Origin of the sequence: Pseudomonas sp. PDM28, from assembly GCF_019219115.1 — a bacterium.
Classification (GTDB): Bacteria; Pseudomonadota; Gammaproteobacteria; order Pseudomonadales; family Pseudomonadaceae; genus Aquipseudomonas; species Aquipseudomonas laurylsulfatiphila.
Window position 1 is genome coordinate 123,386 of record NZ_JAHUWG010000011.1, and the last position, 18,133, is coordinate 141,518.

At 60.4% G+C, this 18,133-nt stretch carries 15 protein-coding genes; 6 read left to right on the plus strand and 9 right to left on the minus strand.

All coding sequences use genetic code 11. From position 1 onward, the window contains the following. Positions 1–8: 8 nt before the first annotated feature. From gatB to KW841_RS24380, 5 genes are all read left to right on the plus strand, one after another. Complete coding sequence (gene gatB, locus KW841_RS24360; protein WP_116580960.1) at positions 9–1,454, plus strand: Asp-tRNA(Asn)/Glu-tRNA(Gln) amidotransferase subunit GatB; 1,446 nt, start codon at positions 9–11, stop codon at positions 1,452–1,454. Between the two features lie 178 nt (positions 1,455–1,632). Further along, positions 1,633–2,007, plus strand: a complete 375-nt coding sequence (locus KW841_RS24365) for a septal ring lytic transglycosylase RlpA family protein (protein WP_218480094.1) — start codon at positions 1,633–1,635, stop codon at positions 2,005–2,007. Positions 2,008–2,057: 50 nt separating this feature from the next. Continuing rightward, complete coding sequence (locus tag KW841_RS24370) at positions 2,058–3,119, plus strand: calcium/sodium antiporter (protein ID WP_218480095.1); 1,062 nt, start codon at positions 2,058–2,060, stop codon at positions 3,117–3,119. Then, complete coding sequence (locus KW841_RS24375) at positions 3,116–3,496, plus strand: carboxymuconolactone decarboxylase family protein (RefSeq protein ID WP_007976475.1); 381 nt, start codon at positions 3,116–3,118, stop codon at positions 3,494–3,496. Before KW841_RS24370 ends, KW841_RS24375 begins: the two co-directional genes overlap by 4 nt. A gap of 194 nt (positions 3,497–3,690) precedes the next feature. After that, positions 3,691–5,172 carry a PhoPQ-activated pathogenicity-related family protein gene (locus tag KW841_RS24380; protein WP_218480096.1) on the plus strand — a complete coding sequence of 494 codons (1,482 nt, stop codon included), beginning with the start codon at positions 3,691–3,693 and terminating at the stop codon, positions 5,170–5,172. On the opposite strand, the gene KW841_RS24385 is transcribed toward KW841_RS24380, so the two are convergent. The 9 genes from KW841_RS24385 to KW841_RS24425 all read right to left on the minus strand — a co-directional run bounded on the left by KW841_RS24385 (position 5,169) and on the right by KW841_RS24425 (position 16,679). Then, entirely contained in the window at positions 5,169–6,110 is a 942-nt protein-coding gene (locus KW841_RS24385) for an AEC family transporter (protein ID WP_218480097.1), read from the minus strand. The two genes, KW841_RS24380 and KW841_RS24385, sit on opposite strands and share 4 nt — an antisense overlap. A gap of 159 nt (positions 6,111–6,269) precedes the next feature. After that, complete coding sequence (garD, locus tag KW841_RS24390; protein WP_218480098.1) at positions 6,270–7,823, minus strand: galactarate dehydratase; 1,554 nt, start codon at positions 7,821–7,823, stop codon at positions 6,270–6,272. Between the two features lie 11 nt (positions 7,824–7,834). Next, positions 7,835–9,277: an MFS transporter gene (locus tag KW841_RS24395; protein ID WP_218480192.1), complete on the minus strand. Its 1,443-nt coding sequence runs from the start codon at positions 9,275–9,277 to the stop codon at positions 7,835–7,837. A gap of 84 nt (positions 9,278–9,361) precedes the next feature. Then, positions 9,362–10,807: an aldehyde dehydrogenase family protein gene (locus KW841_RS24400; RefSeq protein ID WP_218480099.1), complete on the minus strand. Its 1,446-nt coding sequence runs from the start codon at positions 10,805–10,807 to the stop codon at positions 9,362–9,364. A 59-nt stretch (positions 10,808–10,866) separates the two neighbouring features. Further along, positions 10,867–11,778 (minus strand): 5-dehydro-4-deoxyglucarate dehydratase, encoded by a 912-nt coding sequence (gene kdgD, locus KW841_RS24405; RefSeq protein WP_007976489.1) that lies wholly within the window; start codon positions 11,776–11,778, stop codon positions 10,867–10,869. A gap of 415 nt (positions 11,779–12,193) precedes the next feature. Next, positions 12,194–12,943 (minus strand): FadR/GntR family transcriptional regulator, encoded by a 750-nt coding sequence (locus KW841_RS24410; protein WP_015093478.1) that lies wholly within the window; start codon positions 12,941–12,943, stop codon positions 12,194–12,196. 95 nt (positions 12,944–13,038) lie between these two features. Next, complete coding sequence (locus KW841_RS24415) at positions 13,039–14,766, minus strand: ABC transporter ATP-binding protein/permease (protein ID WP_218480100.1); 1,728 nt, start codon at positions 14,764–14,766, stop codon at positions 13,039–13,041. Positions 14,767–14,863: 97 nt separating this feature from the next. Then, entirely contained in the window at positions 14,864–15,424 is a 561-nt protein-coding gene (locus tag KW841_RS24420; protein WP_007973041.1) for a response regulator transcription factor, read from the minus strand. Then, positions 15,417–16,679 carry an ATP-binding protein gene (locus tag KW841_RS24425; protein ID WP_102698840.1) on the minus strand — a complete coding sequence of 421 codons (1,263 nt, stop codon included), beginning with the start codon at positions 16,677–16,679 and terminating at the stop codon, positions 15,417–15,419. The genes KW841_RS24420 and KW841_RS24425 overlap by 8 nt, the downstream gene beginning before the upstream one ends. 402 nt (positions 16,680–17,081) lie before the next feature. Between KW841_RS24425 and KW841_RS24430 the strand changes: the two genes are divergently transcribed. Continuing rightward, entirely contained in the window at positions 17,082–17,798 is a 717-nt protein-coding gene (locus KW841_RS24430) for an SIMPL domain-containing protein (RefSeq protein WP_218480101.1), read from the plus strand. Positions 17,799–18,133 lie beyond the last annotated feature (335 nt).

Sequence of the window (18,133 nt, forward strand, 5' to 3'; positions counted from 1 at the left end):
AGACACACATGCAATGGGAAGTCGTGATCGGGCTGGAGATTCACACTCAGCTCACTACCCGGTCGAAAATCTTTTCCGGTAGTTCCACCCAGTTCGGCTCCGAGCCGAACACCCAGGCCAGCCTGATCGACCTGGGCATGCCCGGCGTATTGCCGGTGCTGAACCAGGAAGCGGTGCGCATGGCCGTGATGTTCGGTCTGGCGATTGACGCCGAGATCGGTCAGCACAACGTGTTCGCCCGTAAAAACTACTTCTACCCGGACCTGCCCAAGGGCTACCAGATCAGCCAGATGGAATTGCCGATCGTCGGCAAGGGCCACCTGGACATCGCCCTGGAAGACGGCACGGTCAAACGTGTCGGCATCACCCGCGCGCACCTTGAAGAAGACGCCGGCAAGAGCCTGCACGAAGAATTCAGCGGCGCCAGCGGCATCGACCTGAACCGTGCCGGTACGCCGTTGCTGGAAATCGTTTCCGAACCGGACATGCGCAGCGCCAAGGAAGCCGTGGCTTACGTCAAGGCGATCCACGCGCTGGTGCGCTACTTAGGGATTTGCGACGGCAACATGGCCGAAGGCTCGCTGCGTTGCGACTGCAACGTATCGATCCGTCCGAAAGGCCAGGTCGAGTTCGGCACCCGCTGCGAGATCAAGAACGTCAACTCGTTCCGCTTCATCGAAAAAGCGATCAACAGCGAAATCCAGCGTCAGATCGAGCTGATCGAAGACGGCGGCAAGGTGATCCAGCAGACCCGCCTGTACGATCCGAACAAGGACGAAACCCGTCCGATGCGCAGCAAAGAGGAAGCCAACGACTACCGTTACTTCCCTGATCCGGACCTGCTGCCAGTCGTGATCGAAAACACCTTCCTCGACGACGTGCGCGCCACCCTGCCGGAATTGCCGCCGCAGAAGCGCGAGCGCTTCCAGGCGCAGTTCGGTCTGTCGGCGTACGACGCCAACGTGCTGGCCACTAGCCGTGAGCAGGCGGACTACTTCGAGAAGGTCGCGAGCATCAGCGGCGACGCCAAGCTGGCGGCGAACTGGGTGATGGTCGAGTTGGGCAGCCTGCTCAACAAGCAAGGCCTGGATATCGAACAGTCGCCGGTTTCTGCCGAGCTTCTGGGCGGCATGCTGCTGCGCATCAAGGACAACACCATCTCCGGCAAAATCGCCAAGGTGGTGTTTGAAGCGATGGCGAACGGCGAAGGCAGCGCGGACGAGATCATCGACAAACGCGGCCTCAAGCAAGTGACCGACACTGGCGCGATCTCGGCAGTGCTGGACGAAATGCTCGCGGCCAACGCCGAGCAGGTCGAACAATACCGCGCGGCAGACGAAGCCAAGCGCGGCAAGATGTTCGGCTTCTTCGTCGGCCAGGCCATGAAAGCTTCCAAAGGCAAGGCTAACCCGCAACAAGTTAACGAACTGCTGAAAAGCAAGCTCGAAGGCTGATGAGAATGGAGCCAGCCCGGCAATCTGGCTCCATTCCCCTGTGGGAGCGGCGGTGCGACGATTCGACTTGCTCGCGAATGCTGTTCGGCACTCAACACAAAGTTGACTGTCAGAATGCATTCGTCGGAACGCCGCCCGGAGCAAGCCCGCTCCCACATTTGTTTTCGGAAGCTTTCAAATGAAGCGTCTACTTGGACTATGCGCCCTCCTCTCGCTCCTGGCCGGTTGCGCCAGCACCGACACCGTCGACCCGCATGGCTACGACAAAACCGGCGTGGCGTCGTACTACGGCTCCAAACACCAAGGCAAACGCACCGCCAGCGGCGAGCGTTTCAACATGAATTCCATGACCGCCGCCCATCGCCAGCTACCCTTCGGTACACGGGTGAAGGTCACCAATCTGAATAACGACAAGTCCTGCGTGGTGCGCATCAATGATCGCGGGCCGCACACCCGGGGCCGCCTGATCGACCTGTCCAAGGAAGCCGCCGAGCGCCTGGGCATGCTGCGCAGCGGCACCGCGCGGGTTCGCGTGCAAGCCCTCGACGACTGACCGATGGAGCCCCGACCATTTTCGGACTAGCCGACTTACCCCTGATCAGCGTGATCGAATTGCTCAGCGGATTGTTCCTGCTGATTGTCGGCGCCGAATTGATGGTGCGCGCCGCCGTACGCATTGCCGCACGGTTGCACATACGCCCGCTGATCATCGGCCTGACCATCGTCGCCCTCGGCAGCAGCGCACCGCAAATGGCGGTCAGCCTGCAGGCGACCCTGGCGCACAATGCCGACATCGCCGTCGGCAGTGTGATCGGCAGCAGCATCTTCAACATCCTCGTCACCCTAGGGCTGTCCGCCCTGATCATTCCTTTGCGGGTTTCCCGGCAATTGGTGCGCCTGGATATTCCACTGATGATCGGTGCCAGCCTGCTGGTGTTCGTACTCGCCTGGAATGAAGAACTGACCCGTGTCGACGGCGTGATGCTGCTGACGGCACTGGCGATTTACCTAGCCTTGCTGCTGCGTCAGTCACGGCATTCGGCGCGCCCGGTATCGAGCCATGACCATCATGCGCAAGCGCCATGGCTGAGCAGCCTGCTGATGATCGTCGCCGGGCTGGCGATGCTGGTGTACGCCGGGCACTTGCTGCTGGGCGCCGCGGTTGCAGTCGCCACCGATCTCGGGTTGTCGGAGCGGATCATCGGCCTGACCATCGTCGCCGTCAGCACCTCACTGCCTGAGCTCGCCACTTCGTTGATCGCGGCGATGCGCGGCGAACGTGATATTGCCGTGGGCAACGTGATTGGCAGCAACCTGTTCAACCTCCTGGGCGTGCTCGGCTTTACTGCCCTGGTGGCGCCATCGCCACTGTCGGTGTCGCCCAATGCCCTGGATTTCGACCTGCCGGTGATGCTCGGCGTCGCGGCGCTGTGCCTGCCGGTGTTCTACTCCGGTTACCGGGTGACCCGCGCCGAAGGCCTGCTGTTTCTGGGTTTGTACCTGGCGTACGGGCTGCACGTGGTGTCGTTCACCACCGGCATGCCACTGGCCGGCAAGCTGGAACACCTGATGCTGTTTTTCGTCCTGCCGGCGCTGGTGGCGTTTTTGCTGTTCACGTCGCTACGCGCCTGGCATCGCCAACACCATAAGAAGGAAGTCCCATGACCGAGAATAAAAAAACCGGCGTTGAAGTTCGTCGCCAAGTAATGGGCGACGCCTTCGTCGACCGCGCACTGGGCAATGCCACCGAGTTCACCCAGCCGCTGCAGGACTTTGTCAATGAACACGCCTGGGGCGGCGTGTGGAATCGCGAAGGCCTACCGCTGAAAACCCGCAGCCTGATCACCCTCGCCGCCCTGACCGCGCTCAAGTGCCCGCAGGAATTGAAAGGTCACGTGCGCGGGGCCTTGAACAACGGCTGCACCGTGGAGGAAATTCGCGAGGCGTTGCTGCATTGCGCGGTGTATGCCGGCGTACCGGCGGCGATTGATGCGTTTCGCGCGGCGCAGGAAGTGATCGACAGCTATCAGAAGCCGGAGTGATCACCCCGCTCGGAAACGCTTGTGGTTGAACGGTTCAACCACATATTTCGACAATAAAAGCCCCCCTGCCAAACCTGTTCCCGCACGCCTCTTTTCGACACACTGCGCCGACAAAAAACCTGCCGGGGAACAGTCGGTGCAGCTTCGCTGTACTCAGGATCAGAACCTTTCCCCGTATCACAAGGAAGGTTCCCATGGGATTGAACGCCAGGTTCGCATTGTCAAAATTGATGTTATCCAGCCTGCTCGTCAGCAGTTCGATACAGGCCTCGACCCAAGCGTGTTTCGACGCCAGCAACCCAGACTTCAGCGAAGTACTTGCTTGCTACAAGAAAGCCGAAGACGCCAACCCACTGGTTTACTCAGTCAAAGGCAATACGCCATTTCCCGGTGTGGAAAAGCGCAGTTTCGACCTGTCCTCCCAACAATGGTCGCCACAAGGACTGGTTAGCCCCATCCAGTGGAAACACACTGTGGACATCTATATCCCGGACAATGCCCTGCACGGCCAGTCGCTGCTGGTGGCCAACAACGGAACCCCCAACGCCGGGCCAGACAACGCCGACGAACCGACGGACTTTACCGAAGCCATGGCCCTTGAAGTGGCGCGCAGAACACGCACGATTGTCATTTCCGTCAGCAACGTCCCGAACCAGTACCTGACCTATGCCGATGACGGCATAGCCCGCACGGAAGATGCCAGCGTCGCCCACAGCTGGAAGCTCTTTCTCGACGCTCCGCTCCAGCGCCCGTACATGTCGGTGCGCCTGCCGATGGTGGTGTCGATGGTCAAGGCCATGGACCTCGCGCAAAGGGAACTGCAGCCTTGGGGGATAGAGCGTTTCATCGCCAGCGGCGCCTCAAAACGTGGCTGGACCACCTGGCTGGCAGCCATCGCCGATGACCGGATCACAGCCATCGTGCCATTTGTCATCGACGTGCTGGGCATGGATAACGTGCTTGAGCATACCTATCAAAGCTATGGCAAGAACTGGCCACTGGCGTTCTTTGACTACCATCACGAGGGCATCACCCAACAGATCAAGACTGAAAATTTCGCCCGATTGATGAAAATCGAAGATCCGCTCAGCTACCTGCAGACCCGCTATGCCGATCGCCTGGCAATCCCGAAATACATCGTCAACGCCAGCAGCGACGACTTCTTCCTGCCAGACAATTCACAGTTTTTCTTCGATCAGCTACCCGTCCCGAAAGCCTTGCGAGTCGCTCCCAATGCGAGCCACTACGGCATCAACCGGTTCGTCGAGAACTCGCTGATACCGGTGATCAATCGCTGGCAACAGGACAAGCCTTTGCCGGTCATTTCCATGCGCGCCAACCCGCACGTTTCAACACAAAAGGTGGGGCTGCACTTTTCCGAAGCACCGGTGCGAGTGGTTCAGTGGACCGCGATAAATCCGGTCGCGCGGGACTTTCGTCACCCCTGCGGCATCCAATATGTGCCCGAAGACGTAAAGCTCACGGACCCGCTCAACGCCGACATGCAGATCGAATCACCGGAAATTGGCTGGAAAGCGACCTTTGTCGAAACGACCTTTGCCGATGGCTTCGTCGTGACAACCCCGGTGCAGGTCATGCCCACGCACTATCCGACCCAGGCACCTCCGGTGATCGAACCGGTGTGCAAAACCCTCGCAGATGAACAAGGGCGCTAAATCCACCCACCCCACTGCAAAAAGAAGATCCCCACATTGGTGGTGACCGCCGCCATCAGCGTGGTGATCACGATAATCGCCGCCGCCAGTTCATGATTGCCCTCGGCCGCTCGCGCCATCACAAAACTGGCAGCGGCGGTCGGGCTGCCGAAGTACAGAAACAGAATCCCCAATTCCGCGCCGCGAAAACCCCATAACCACGCACCCAGCGTCGCCAGTACCGGCAAGCCGATCATCTTCACCAGGCTTGAACTCAGCGCCATGTTGCCGCTTTTACGCAGCGCCGCCATGGACAAGGTGCCGCCGATGCAGATCAGCGCCAATGGCAAGGTGGTTTGTGCCAGATACTGACCGGAGGTCTCCATCCACCCCGGCAAGCCGATCTTGAAATAGGCGAAGGGCGCCGCCGCCATCACGCTGAGGATCAGCGGATTGCTGAACACGCTTTTGCAGATGCTCCACGGGTCGGACTTGATCACCGGGCTGTACACCGCCAGGACAATGGTAGATAGCGTGTTGTAGAACAGGATCACCAGCGCCGCGAGGATCGCCCCGAGGGAAATCCCGTAGTCGCCGTACATGCTGGCCGCCAGCGCCAGGCCGATCACCCCGTTGTTACCGCGAAAGGCGCCTTGGGTGTAGATCCCTCGATCTTCCCGCGGACACCTCCAGATCGCCCAGCCCCAGGCAATGGCAAAGCCCACCAGGGTCGCGAGGGAGAAATAGATCAGCAGCGCCGGCTGCAACGCCGCGTGCAGGTCGGCATGCAGGATGCCCAGAAACAGCAGCGCCGGCATGGTGACGTTGAACACCAGGGACGACGCCGTGTGGATGAAGTTGTCGTTGATCCAGTCGATGCGCTTGAGCAGCACACCCAGAAACAGCATGGCGAATACCGGCGCGGTGATGTTCAGGGTTTCGAGGAATATTGCCAGCATGCCGGAGAGGACCTTGGGGTGGGCGTCGTTAGGAGGCTAATGATAAGCCACCAAGTCCTTCGGTGTCTGGTCGACCGCCTTCGCGAGCAAGCCCGCTCCCACAGGTTGAGCGCAATCCTTGTGGGAGCGGGCTTGCTCGCGAAGAACGATAACGCGGTCTTACGTGATCGGCGCCGGGTTGAACAAGGTGATGTCGTTATGCAGCTTGTGCTGCTCCGCCCACGTCTGCTTCTTGCCGCTGGCCACGTCCAGATAGTAGTGGAACAACTCCCAGCCGAGATCTTCAATGGAAGCGCGGCCGGTGGCAATGCGCCCGGCGTCGATGTCGATCAGGTCCGGCCAGCGTTGCGCCAATTCGGTCCGGGTCGACACCTTCACCACCGGTGCCATGGCCAGCCCGTAAGGCGTGCCGCGACCAGTGGTGAACACGTGCAGGTTCATCCCCGCCGCCAGTTGCAGCGTCCCGCAGACAAAGTCGCTGGCCGGGGTCGCGCAGAAGATCAGGCCCTTGCGCTTGAAACGCTCGCCAGGGCCGAGCACGCCGTTGATCGCGCTGCTGCCGGACTTGACGATCGAGCCCAGGGACTTCTCGACAATGTTCGACAGTCCGCCCTTCTTGTTGCCCGGCGTGGTGTTGGCGCTGCGGTCCGCTTCGCCCTTGGCCAGGTAACGGTCGTACCAGTCCATTTCCCGCACCAGCTCCTGGGCGACGTCCTGGTTTTCCGCGCGAGAGGTGAGCAGATAGATGGCATCGCGCACTTCGGTGACTTCGGAAAACATCACCGTCGCACCGGCCCGCAGCAACAGGTCCGAGGCATAACCGAGCGCCGGGTTGGCGGTGATGCCGGAGAACGCATCACTGCCGCCACACTGCATGCCGAGAATCAGCTCGGACGCCGGCACGGTTTCCCGGCGACGTTGATCGAGCTTCTTCAAACGGGTTTCGGCCAGTTCCATGATCTGCTCGATCATCTCGGTGAAGCCGTGGCTGGAGTCCTGCAAGCGGTACAGCCATGGCTCGCTCAAATCCACCGAACTGTCGTTCTCGTGCATCACTTGCCCGGCCTGCAATTTCTCGCAGCCCAGGCTGATCACCAGCGCCTCTCCGCCCAGGTTCGGGTTGCGCGCCAGGTTGCGTACCGTGCGAATCGGGATGTACGCGTCGGTGGCGGTGATCGCCACGCCGCAGCCATAGCTGTGGGTCAGGGCGACCACGTCATCGACGTGCGGGTACTTGGGCAGCAACTCGGCCTTGATGCGTTTGACCGCATGGTCCAACACCCCTGTCACACATTGCACGGTGGTGGTGATGCCAAGAATGTTGCGCGTGCCGACGGTGCCGTCGGCGTTGCGATAACCCTCGAAGGTGAAGCCTTCCAGCGGTGCTTGCGCGGCGGGCACGTCGGTGGACAGCGGCAGGCTGTCCAGCGGTGGCGCGGTCGGCATGCGCAGTTGATCTTCCTTGACCCAGCTACCGCGAGGAATCGGCTGCAAGGCGTAGCCAATGACCTGGCCGTAACGAATCACCTGGCCGCCCTCGGGAATGTCTTCCAGGGTGACCTTGTGGCTCTGTGGCACGAAGTCCACGGTGACCAGGCCGTCCGCAAATTCGGTACCGGCCGGTACGCCCTGATCGTTGACCACGATCACTACGTTATCCCGCTCGTGCAGGCGGATGTAGCGCGGCGAATCGGAATGTTCAATCAACTGCATGACGCCGCTCCTCAGGAATGCGCTTGAGACAATTTGCCAGGGGCTTCAGTACCATTCGCAGGAGGCTCTTTGAGCACCACACGCTTGATCGGGCCTACGATTACCAGGTAGCTGAACACCGCGACCAGCGCGTTGCAACCAACGAACACCAGCGCCCACTTGAATGAACCGGTGGAGCTGATGATGTAGCCGATGACGATCGGAGTGGTAATCGAAGCCAGGTTACCGAAGGTGTTGAACAGGCCACCGCTCAGACCGGCGATCTGCTTGGGCGAAGTATCGGACACCACGGCCCAGCCCAGTGCGCCAACGCCTTTGCCGAAGAACGCCAGGGCCATGAAGCCGACGACCATCCATTCTACGTCGACGTAGTTGCACGCCACGATGCTGCTGGAAACCAGCAGGCCGGCAATGATCGGCGCCTTGCGGGCGAAGGTCAGGGAATGGCCCTTGCGCAGCAGGTAATCGGAGATCACTCCGCCGAGCACGCCACCAATGAAGCCGCAGATCGCCGGCAAGGACGCGATGAAACCGGCCTTGAGGATGGTCATGCCACGCTCCTGCACCAGGTACACCGGGAACCAGGTCAGGAAGAAGTAAGTGATGCCGTTGATGCAGTACTGGCCCAGGTACACGCCGAGCATCATGCGATTGGTCAGCAACTGACGGATGTAGTCCCACTTCGGGCCGTCGGTCTTCTTGCCTTTGCCCTTGTCCTGGTCCATGTCGACCATGCCGCCGTTGTCGGCGATGTGCTTGAACTCGGCGTCATTGATCATCGGATGCTGGCGCGGGCTGTAGATCACTTTCAGCCAGATCCCGGAGAAGATGATGCCAATCACGCCCATGACGATGAACACGTGCTGCCAGCCGAAGCTGTAGACGATCCAGCCCATCAGCGGTGCGAACAACACGGTGGCAAAGTATTGCGCCGAGTTGAAGATCGCCGAAGCGGTGCCGCGTTCAGCGGTCGGAAACCAGGCCGCGACGATGCGCGCGTTGCCGGGGAAAGATGGCGCTTCGGCCAGGCCGACCAAAAAGCGCAGCATGAACAGCGCAACCACCGCCGTGGACATGCCGAACTCGCCGACATAGCCCTGCAGCACGGTGAACAGCGACCAGGTGAAGATGCTCAGTGCATAGATTTTTTTCGAACCGAAACGGTCCAGCAACCAGCCACCGGGGATTTGCCCGGCCACGTAGGCCCAACCGAATGCGGAGAAGATATAACCGAGGGTGACCGCGTCGATGCCGAGGTCTTTTTGCAGGCTCGAGCCGGCGATTGCGATGGTAGCCCGGTCAGCGTAGTTGATCGTGGTCACCAGAAACAGCATGAGCAGGATCAGATAGCGGACGTGAGTCGGCTTGGTCGATTGCATGTAGATGTACTCCCACTGATTATTTTTATGCGCGGGTGAATCTTGTGTCCTGTAGGAGCTGCCGCAGGCTGCGATCTTTTGATCTTTGGCGTCTTCGAGGCCGCCGAAAATCAGGATCAAAAGATCGCAGCCTTCGGCAGCTCCTACAGGGTGTTGCGTTTACGAACCGATGTAGCTGGTTTTCACGACCGTGTAGAACTCTTGCGCATAGCGACCTTGCTCACGTGATCCATAGGATGAACCTTTACGCCCACCGAACGGAACGTGGTAATCCACACCGGCGGTCGGCAGGTTGACCATCACCATCCCGGCCTGGGAGTGGCGCTTGAAGTGGTTGGCGTATTTCAGCGAGGTAGTGGCAATACCCGCCGACAGCCCGAACTCGGTGTCGTTGGCCATGGCCAGCGCGGCTTCGTAATCGGCGACGCGGACGATGTTGGCCACCGGGCCGAAGATCTCTTCGCGGCTGATGCGCATCGACGCTTCGCTGTCGGCAAACAGGGTCGGCGCGAGGAAGTAGCCCTCGGTGTCGCAGGTCACCAGACCACCCCCGCTGACCAGACGTGCACCTTCGGACTGGCCGATGTCGATGTACTTCATGTCCTGTTCAAGTTGCGCTTGCGAGACCACCGGACCGATATCGGTGCCAGCCTTCAACGCATGGCCGACCTTGATCGACTTCATGCGCTCGGCCATGGCTTCGACGAACTTGTCGTGGATGCCGGCGGTGACGATGAAGCGGCTGGATGCGGTGCAACGCTGGCCGGTGGAGTAGAACGCGCTCTGTACCGAGAGCTCGACCGCTTGTTTGAGGTCGGCATCGTCGAGAATGATCTGCGGGTTCTTGCCACCCATTTCCAGTTGGACCTTGGCCTGACGCGACACGCAGTTCACAGCGATTTGACGACCCACGCCCACCGAACCGGTGAAGCTGATGCCATCGACTTTCGGGCTGTTGACCAGCGCTTCGCCGACTACTCGACCGCTGCCCATCACCAGGTTGAACACGCCGGCCGGGAAACCGGCGCGGGAGATGATTTCCGCCAGGGCCCAGGCGCAACCCGGTACCAGATCCGCCGGTTTGAGCACGACGCAGTTACCGTAGGCCAGGGCCGGGGCGATTTTCCAGGATGGGATCGCGATCGGGAAGTTCCACGGGGTGATCAGACCGACCACGCCCAAGGCTTCGCGAGTGACTTCAACGTTGACGCCCGGACGTACCGACGGCAGGTAGTCGCCGGACAGACGCAAGCACTCGCCGGCGAAGAACTTGAAAATGTTGCCGGCGCGGGTCACTTCACCGATGGCTTCGGGCAGGGTCTTGCCCTCTTCCCGGGCCAGCAGGGTGCCGAGTTCTTCGCGACGGGCGAGGATTTCAGTGCCGACTTTATCCAGGGAATCGTGGCGCGCCTGGATGCCGGAAATGGACCACGCCGGGAACGCGGCACGGGCGGCGTCGATGGCGGCGTTGACCTGGGCCAGGTCAGCCTTGGCGTAATCGCCGATGGCGTCGCTCAACTCGGACGGGTTGATGTTGGTCGAGTAATCGCTGGCCGCGACCCATTCGCCATTGATGTAGTTATCGAAACGCTTTGCATCTGCCACGAGATGTTCTCCTCACGCAAAAAGCCGCTGATTGCTCAGCGGCCCTGGTTTATCGAGTGTTACTGCGCGCCCTGCTTGTCGATCAGCGCGGCGAGCATTTCGTACTCTTCGCCGGTCAGATCGGTCAGCGGTGCACGCACGGGACCGGCGTCGTAGCCGGCAATTTTTGCCCCGGCCTTGACGATGCTCACGGCATAACCGGCCTTGCGGTTACGGATGTCCAGGTACGGCAGGAAGAAGTCGTCGATGATCTTGCCGACGGTGGCGTGATCTTCGCGAGCGATCGCGTGGTAGAAGTCCATCGCGGTTTTCGGGATGAAGTTGAACACCGCCGAGGAGTAGACCGGCACGCCCAGTGCCTTGTAGGCCGCGGCGTAGACTTCGGCGGTCGGCAAGCCACCCAGGTAGCTGAAGCGATCACCGAGGCGACGACGGATCGACACCATCAACTCGATATCACCCAGGCCATCCTTGTAGCCGATCAGGTTCGGGCAGCGCTCGGCCAGACGTTCCAGCAGCGGCGCGGTCAGGCGGCAGACGTTACGGTTGTAGACCACCACGCCGATGTTGACCGATTTGCACACGGCTTCAACGTGGGCGGCAACGCCGTCCTGGCTGGCTTCAGTCAGGTAGTGCGGCAGCAGCAACAGGCCCTTGGCACCCAGACGCTCGGCTTCCTGTGCGTATTCGATGGCCTGGCGGGTCGAACCGCCCACGCCGGCCAGGATTGGCACGCTGGTGGCGCACGTGTCGACCGCCGTCTTGATGATTTCCGAATATTCGCTGGCCGCCAGAGAGAAGAACTCACCGGTGCCGCCCGCGGCGAACAGCGCCGAGGCGCCGTATGGGGCCAGCCATTCGAGACGCTTGATATAACCCGCGCGATTGAAGTCGCCCTGAGCATTGAAATCGGTGACCGGGAAAGACAGCAGACCGGAAGAGAGGATGGACTTCAGTTCTTGTGGATTCATTATTCGAACACCCTGGATAGCGACGTTGTGTGAGAAAACCGTTCAGCCTGCGCCGAAGTTGTAGGTCATCGTACAACTTAAAATACAACCGTCAACTGCATTTCATCGCTGGGGGTGGAAATTGTTCGACACGAATATGCAAAATCCTTGTTTTAAAGGGCTTACGCGGAAGGGAACAGGGATGATCACACCTCGAAAAACAGGTGCTCAGGAGATACGTTGTCGGAAGATTGTGGTGAGGGATAGAGGCTGACTGTAGGTTTTGTGGGATGGCTTACGGCCTCTTCGCGAGCAAGCCCGCTCCCACACTTGATCGGTGTCGTTCACAAATTGTGAGCTCGCAGAAATTCAAATGTGGGAGCGGGCTTGCTCGCGAAGGCAATCTGTCAGCCAATACAGGGTTGGATCAAAACACTCAGCCCCGCTGCGCCTCAGCCTCTTCATGGGCATGGCGCAACCGTTCACGACTGTTGGTCAGGTGCAAACGCATGGCGGCCCGGGCCGCATCGGAATCCTGACGGGCAATGGCGTCGTAGATTTCCTCGTGCTCACGGCTCAGGCGCCCCATGTAGTGCTGCTGGTCGTCATGGGCCAGGCGCGCGGAATTCAACCGTGTGCGCGGGATAATGCTGGTGCCCAGGTGGGTCATGATGTCGGTGAAATAACGGTTGCCTGTGGACAATGCTATTTCGAGGTGGAAGGCGAAGTCCGAAGCCACGGCATCACTGGCGTGGGCGGCGCTTTCATTCAACGCATCGAGGGCGGCGCGCATGTTGGCCAGTTGTTCCGGACTGCGGCGTTGCGCCGCCAGCCCGGCAGACTCCACTTCGAGACTGATACGCAACTCCAGGATCGCCAGCACATCGCGCAAGGTCACCACGGTCGCCGGGTCGATACGAAAGCCACTCGGGCTCGGCGTGTCGAGCACGAAGGTGCCGATGCCATGGCGGGTTTCCACCTGGCCGGCCGCCTGCAGACGGGATATCGCTTCGCGCACCACCGTGCGGCTGACACCATGGGCATCCATGATGGCCGACTCGGTGGGCAACTTGTCGCCACGCTTGAGATGACCGTCGCGGATCTGCTCGGACAGCACCGTCACCAGTTCCTGAGCGAGGCTGCGGCGCTTGCGTGGGAGGCGTGGTGTGTCGATCGGGTTTTCCATGGTGTACGTCGGTCTCGAAAAGTTCGGCGGCTGAAAGCGCATCATAGCGCAACGCGGTTGTACGATCACCACCGCCCCATGTAGGAGCGAGGTGTTTATGCGGTCACGGCCTGGTCCACCAGATGACCATTCTCGATACGAACATGCCGCGGATGGAAGCGCTTGAGGCTGCTGCGATGGCCGACGCTGACAATGCTCAGCCCCGGCAATTCATCGATCAGCGCCTGATACAGCGTGGCCTCGTCTTCCTCGTCCATCGCCGAGGTCGCTTCGTCCATGTACAGCCATTGAGGTGCATAAAGCAGCGCACGGGCAAAGGCCAGGCGTTGCTGCTCACCCGGAGACAACATGCGCTGCCAGTGGTTGGCTTCGTCGAGACGGGCAATCAGGTGCGGCAAACGACAGGTTTCCAGCACCTGCACGTAGCGCTCGTTCGGATAGGTATCGCCGGGCTGTGGATAACTGAGGACATCACGCAGCGTACCAATCGGCAGGTACGGTTTTTGCGGCAGGAACAGGTAACGTGCCGATGGCAGGCGAATACTGCCGTGGCCGGCCGGCCACAGATGTCCCATTGCCCGCAACAGGGTCGACTTGCCGCTGCCGGAGCGACCGCTGAGCATCACACGCTCGCCCTCCTCTACAGTCATGTCGGCGTTGGTCAGCAGGTGACGACCGTCCGCCAGGTCGAGGCCAAGGTTGTGCACCTTCAGGACGGAGCCCGAATTCTGCACGTCGATGGCGGGCGCACGCTCTTCGTTGTCACGCATGGCCTGGTGGAAGCTCAGTAGACGATCGCAGGTGGCGCGCCAGGAAGCGAGGCTCTGGTAGGCGCTGATGAACCAGCTGAAGCTTTCCTGCACATTGCCGAACGCCGAGCTGATCTGCATCAGTTCGCCCAGTTCGATCTTGCCTGAGAGGTAACGCGGCGAGGCAACGATGAACGGGAAGATGATGGCTGCCTGGCTGTAACCGGCGGTGAAAAACGTCAGGCGCTTGGACACCTTCATGATGTCCCAGAAGTTATGCCAGACCATCCCGAAGCGACTGCTCAACCGACGATTTTCGTTCGGTTCGCCGTTGTACAACGCAATACTTTCGGCATTCTCGCGAATCCGCACCATGGAGAAACGCAGGTCGGCTTCGAAGCGTTGTTGTTGGTTGTTCAGACCGATCAGGCGACGACCGATCAAATGCGTCAGCCAACTGCCCACCACGGCGTAGACCAGCACGCACCAGAACATGTAGCCGGGAATGGTGACGCCGAACACTTCGATACTGCCCGACACGCCCCACAGAATGATCGAGAACGACACCAGGCTGACGATATTGCGCAGCAGCCCGATACCCAGTTCAAGGGTGTTGGAGGTGAAGTTGTTGAGGTCTTCGGAAATCCGCTGGTCCGGGTTATCGGTGTAACCGCCCTGCTCCAGCTGGTAGTAGTTTTTGTCCGCCAGCCAACGGCTGAAATGCTTTTCGGTGAGCCACGCCCGCCAGCGGATCGTCAACATCTGCGTCAGGTAGAGCCGATACACCGCGCCGACGATCGCCACCGCCGCAATCGCACAGAAATACAGGATCAGTTGCCAGAACGCTGCCTCGTCCTTCTTTTGCAGGGCGTTGTAGAAGTCCTTGTACCAGGTGTTGAACCACACCGAGATCCCCACGCTGATCAGCGACAGCGCAATCACCGCGATCAGCAGTGTCCAGGCCTTGACCTTCTCTTCACTGCGCCAGTAAGGCGTGATCATTGCCCACACTTTGCGAAAAAACTGCCCGCGCACGGCGTCGTTGACCGCGGAATACTCAGCGTTCTGATTCATGGATAAGGCTCGATAAAGAAAAGAACACGCACGAACCGATCATAGATGATCGGTCCGGTTTGTCGCGAGATACGGCCCGCATTCGTTCAGCGCAGGTTCAGCGGCGAACGGGGCGCTTCTGCAGTTTGCGCTGCAGGGTGCGGCGGTGCATGCCCAGGGCGCGGGCAGTGGCGGAGATGTTGCCTTCGTGCTCGGTCAGCACGCGCTGGATGTGCTCCCACTGCAGGCGGTCCACGGACATCGGGTTCTCCGGCACCAGGCTGTCGAGGTCGGCGTGTTCGGACAGCAGCGCCGCCAGCACGTCGTCGGCGTCAGCCGGTTTGCACAGGTAGTTGCAGGCACCGCGCTTGATCGCCTCGACAGCGGTGGCAATGCTCGAATAACCGGTGAGGATCACCACGCGCATTTCCGGGTCCATTTCCAGCAACTTGGGCAGCAGCACCAGGCCCGAATCGCCGTCCATTTTCAGGTCCAGGGCGGCGTAATCCGGCAGATCGGCCTTGGCCAGTTCCAGGCCTTCTTCGGCGGAACCGGCGGTGCTGACGCGAAAACCGCGGCGGGCCATGGCGCGGGCCATGACGCGGGTGAATGTGGCGTCGTCATCGACCAGCAACAAATGCGGCAGTTCTTCGCCTTCGACTTGGATCTCTTCACTCATGTTCGTCTCCTCGGGCGACACGGGGAAGGCGCAGCTCGGTGAGCGTGCCGCCTTCCTCATGACTGTAGAGTTTCACTGAGCCGCCGGCGCGTGTCACGCTGGCCTTGCTCAAAAACAGGCCCAGGCCGAAACCTTTGCCCTTGGTGGTAAAAAACGGCTTGCCGATTTGCTCGGCGATAGCCAGCGGCACACCGGCGCCATGGTCACGGATGCTGATGGTGAGGTTTTCCCAATCCCAGTCCAGCGTCACCTGCAGTCCTTCGGGGCAGGCATCGGCAGCGTTGTTCAACAGATTGAGCAACGCCTGGGTCAAGTCCGGCGGCGGCGCCATACGGGGTACCGGGCCCTGGCCGAGGCGCTGGAAGCGATAGCTGGCTTCCGGGCGCATCAGGTGCCAACGATTGAGGGCTTCATCAAGCCAGTCGGTGACGTCCTGCATCTCCACCGCCAACCGGCGATTGGCCTCTGCGGCGCGCACCAGATGCTGCAAGGTCTCTTTACACAGCTTGACCTGATCCTGCAGCACGCTCAGGTCATCCTGCAACATCGGGTCAGGGTGGTCCTGACGCATTTCCTTGAGTAACACGCTCATGGTCGCAAGCGGCGTGCCCAGTTCATGGGCGGCGCCAGCGGCCTGGGTGGCGACGGCCAACAGTTGCTGATCGCGCAAGCCTTCTTCGCGACGAATGGCGCGCAGTTCTTCCTGACGACGCAGTTCCTCGGCCATGCGCGCGGCGAAGAACGTGATGACTGCAGCCGCGAGGGCAAAGCTCAACCACATCCCGTACACCTGCAGGTTTTCCCGGGCGATGGGGAAGGTTTGCAGCGGATAGAACTGCGCCAGCAGCAGTGTGTACATCGTCAGCGCGATCCCCGAGAGAATCACCGAATAACGCCACGGCAACGTCACGGCGGCAATGGTCAACGGCACCAGGTAATAGGAGACGAAGGGGTTGGTCGAGCCACCGGAGAAATACAGCAATGCGCTGTGGATAAACAGGTCGCAAGCCAGTTGCACGGCGTATTCGAGCTCGGTCACCGGCCACGAGGTGCGCAGGCGAATCGCTGTGAACACACACAGCAGCATCGAACAGGCGAGGGTCGCAGCCAGTTGAAACCAGGGCAGAGGTAACAGTTCGAGCCAGTAGGCCAGGCCCACGGAACCGGCCTGGGCGGCCAGCACCAATGTGCGGATGAATGTCAGCCGCCAGAGGTTCTGGCGAGTGGCGGAAGTGATTTGAACGGGGGCGAGCATGAGCTCTCCTGATGAGCGCTCCAGGCGGATCGCAGGGAGTATAACCAAGCGCGGGGGCTGACAGGCAAAAGTGCGGCAAACGGCCACAGTCATTGGCGTGGAACTGCGTGCAATGAACTCTGTGGCGAGGGGGCTTGCCCCCGTTGGACTGCGAAGCAGTCCTAAAACCTGCCGCCGCATTTTATCGGTTGAACCAAGTGAGGCAATCGGCGACTGCTTCGCAGCCGAACGGGGCGGTGCGGCGGTCCGACAAGCTCCCTCGCCATAGCAAGCTCGCTCCTGCAAAAGGCCGCATGCATCTGTATAGAAGTTGTAACTGTGCGAACCAGAGCATAAAAGCTAGAGTCTGATGGTTTCACGCAGGTCCGGACCATACCCCTGCGCACCTCTCAAGGAGCCTTCATGCACACATTCCGCCGCAGCGCCGCCCTCCTCGCCCTGAGTCTCGGCACCGTCGCCAGCCTCCCGGCCCTGGCCGCCGACGAGTTGCATTACAACCAGATTTCCCTGCGCGCCGAAGTCAGTCAGGAAGTGGCCCGCGATCTGATGATCGTGACGCTCTACACCGAAGAACAGAACAGCGACCCGGCCAAACTCGCCGCCGACGTCAGCACCACCATGAACAAGGCGCTGGCCCAGGCCAAGCAGGTCAAGGACATCACCCTGCGCCAGGGCAGTCGCAACAGCTACCCGATCTACGACACCAAGGGCCAGAAAATCACCGGCTGGCGCGAGCGCGCCGAATTGCGCCTGGAAAGCTCGGACTTCGCCGCGCTGTCGAAGCTGACCGGCGAACTGCTCACCGACCTGAAAATGGGTGGCATGGACTTCGCCATCGCCACCCCGACCCGTAAAGCCAGCGAAGACGCCCTGCTCAAGGACGCCGTGGCCGCCTTCAAGGCCCGCGCCCAACTGGCCACCGATGCCCTCGGCGGCAAAAGCTACAAAATCGTCAACCTGAACCTCAACAGCAACGGTTATCCACAGCCTTACCTGCGCGCGCCGATGATGATGAAAGCGGCCGCCATGGACGCCGCCCCCGTGACACCGGATGTCGAAGCCGGCACCAGCCAGGTCGGCATGACCGCCGATGGTTCGATTGAAGTGCTGATGCCTTGAATCGATAGCCCGTAAACCAAAACGGCGATCATCAAAATGATCGCCGTTTTTTTTGGCAGTTTTCAGGCATGAGCTATAACTGGATAGGTCAACCCGAGAAATGCCGTCGATTGGCCACTATCGGTGCAACAATAACCACTCTTATTCACGCCATGCCCACCCCACAATCCGGGGTATGAATAAGTAACACCCCCGCCCCACGCGGGAGCAACCCGAGTCAGGCGCGCACTGTAAAAGTGCGTCACTTGCACCGTAAAAACGCCGCGCAAACGGTCAAATGCGTCAGGAATTATACAAATGCGACATTAAGGTACGTTCGTGCCACCGTTTAAGGC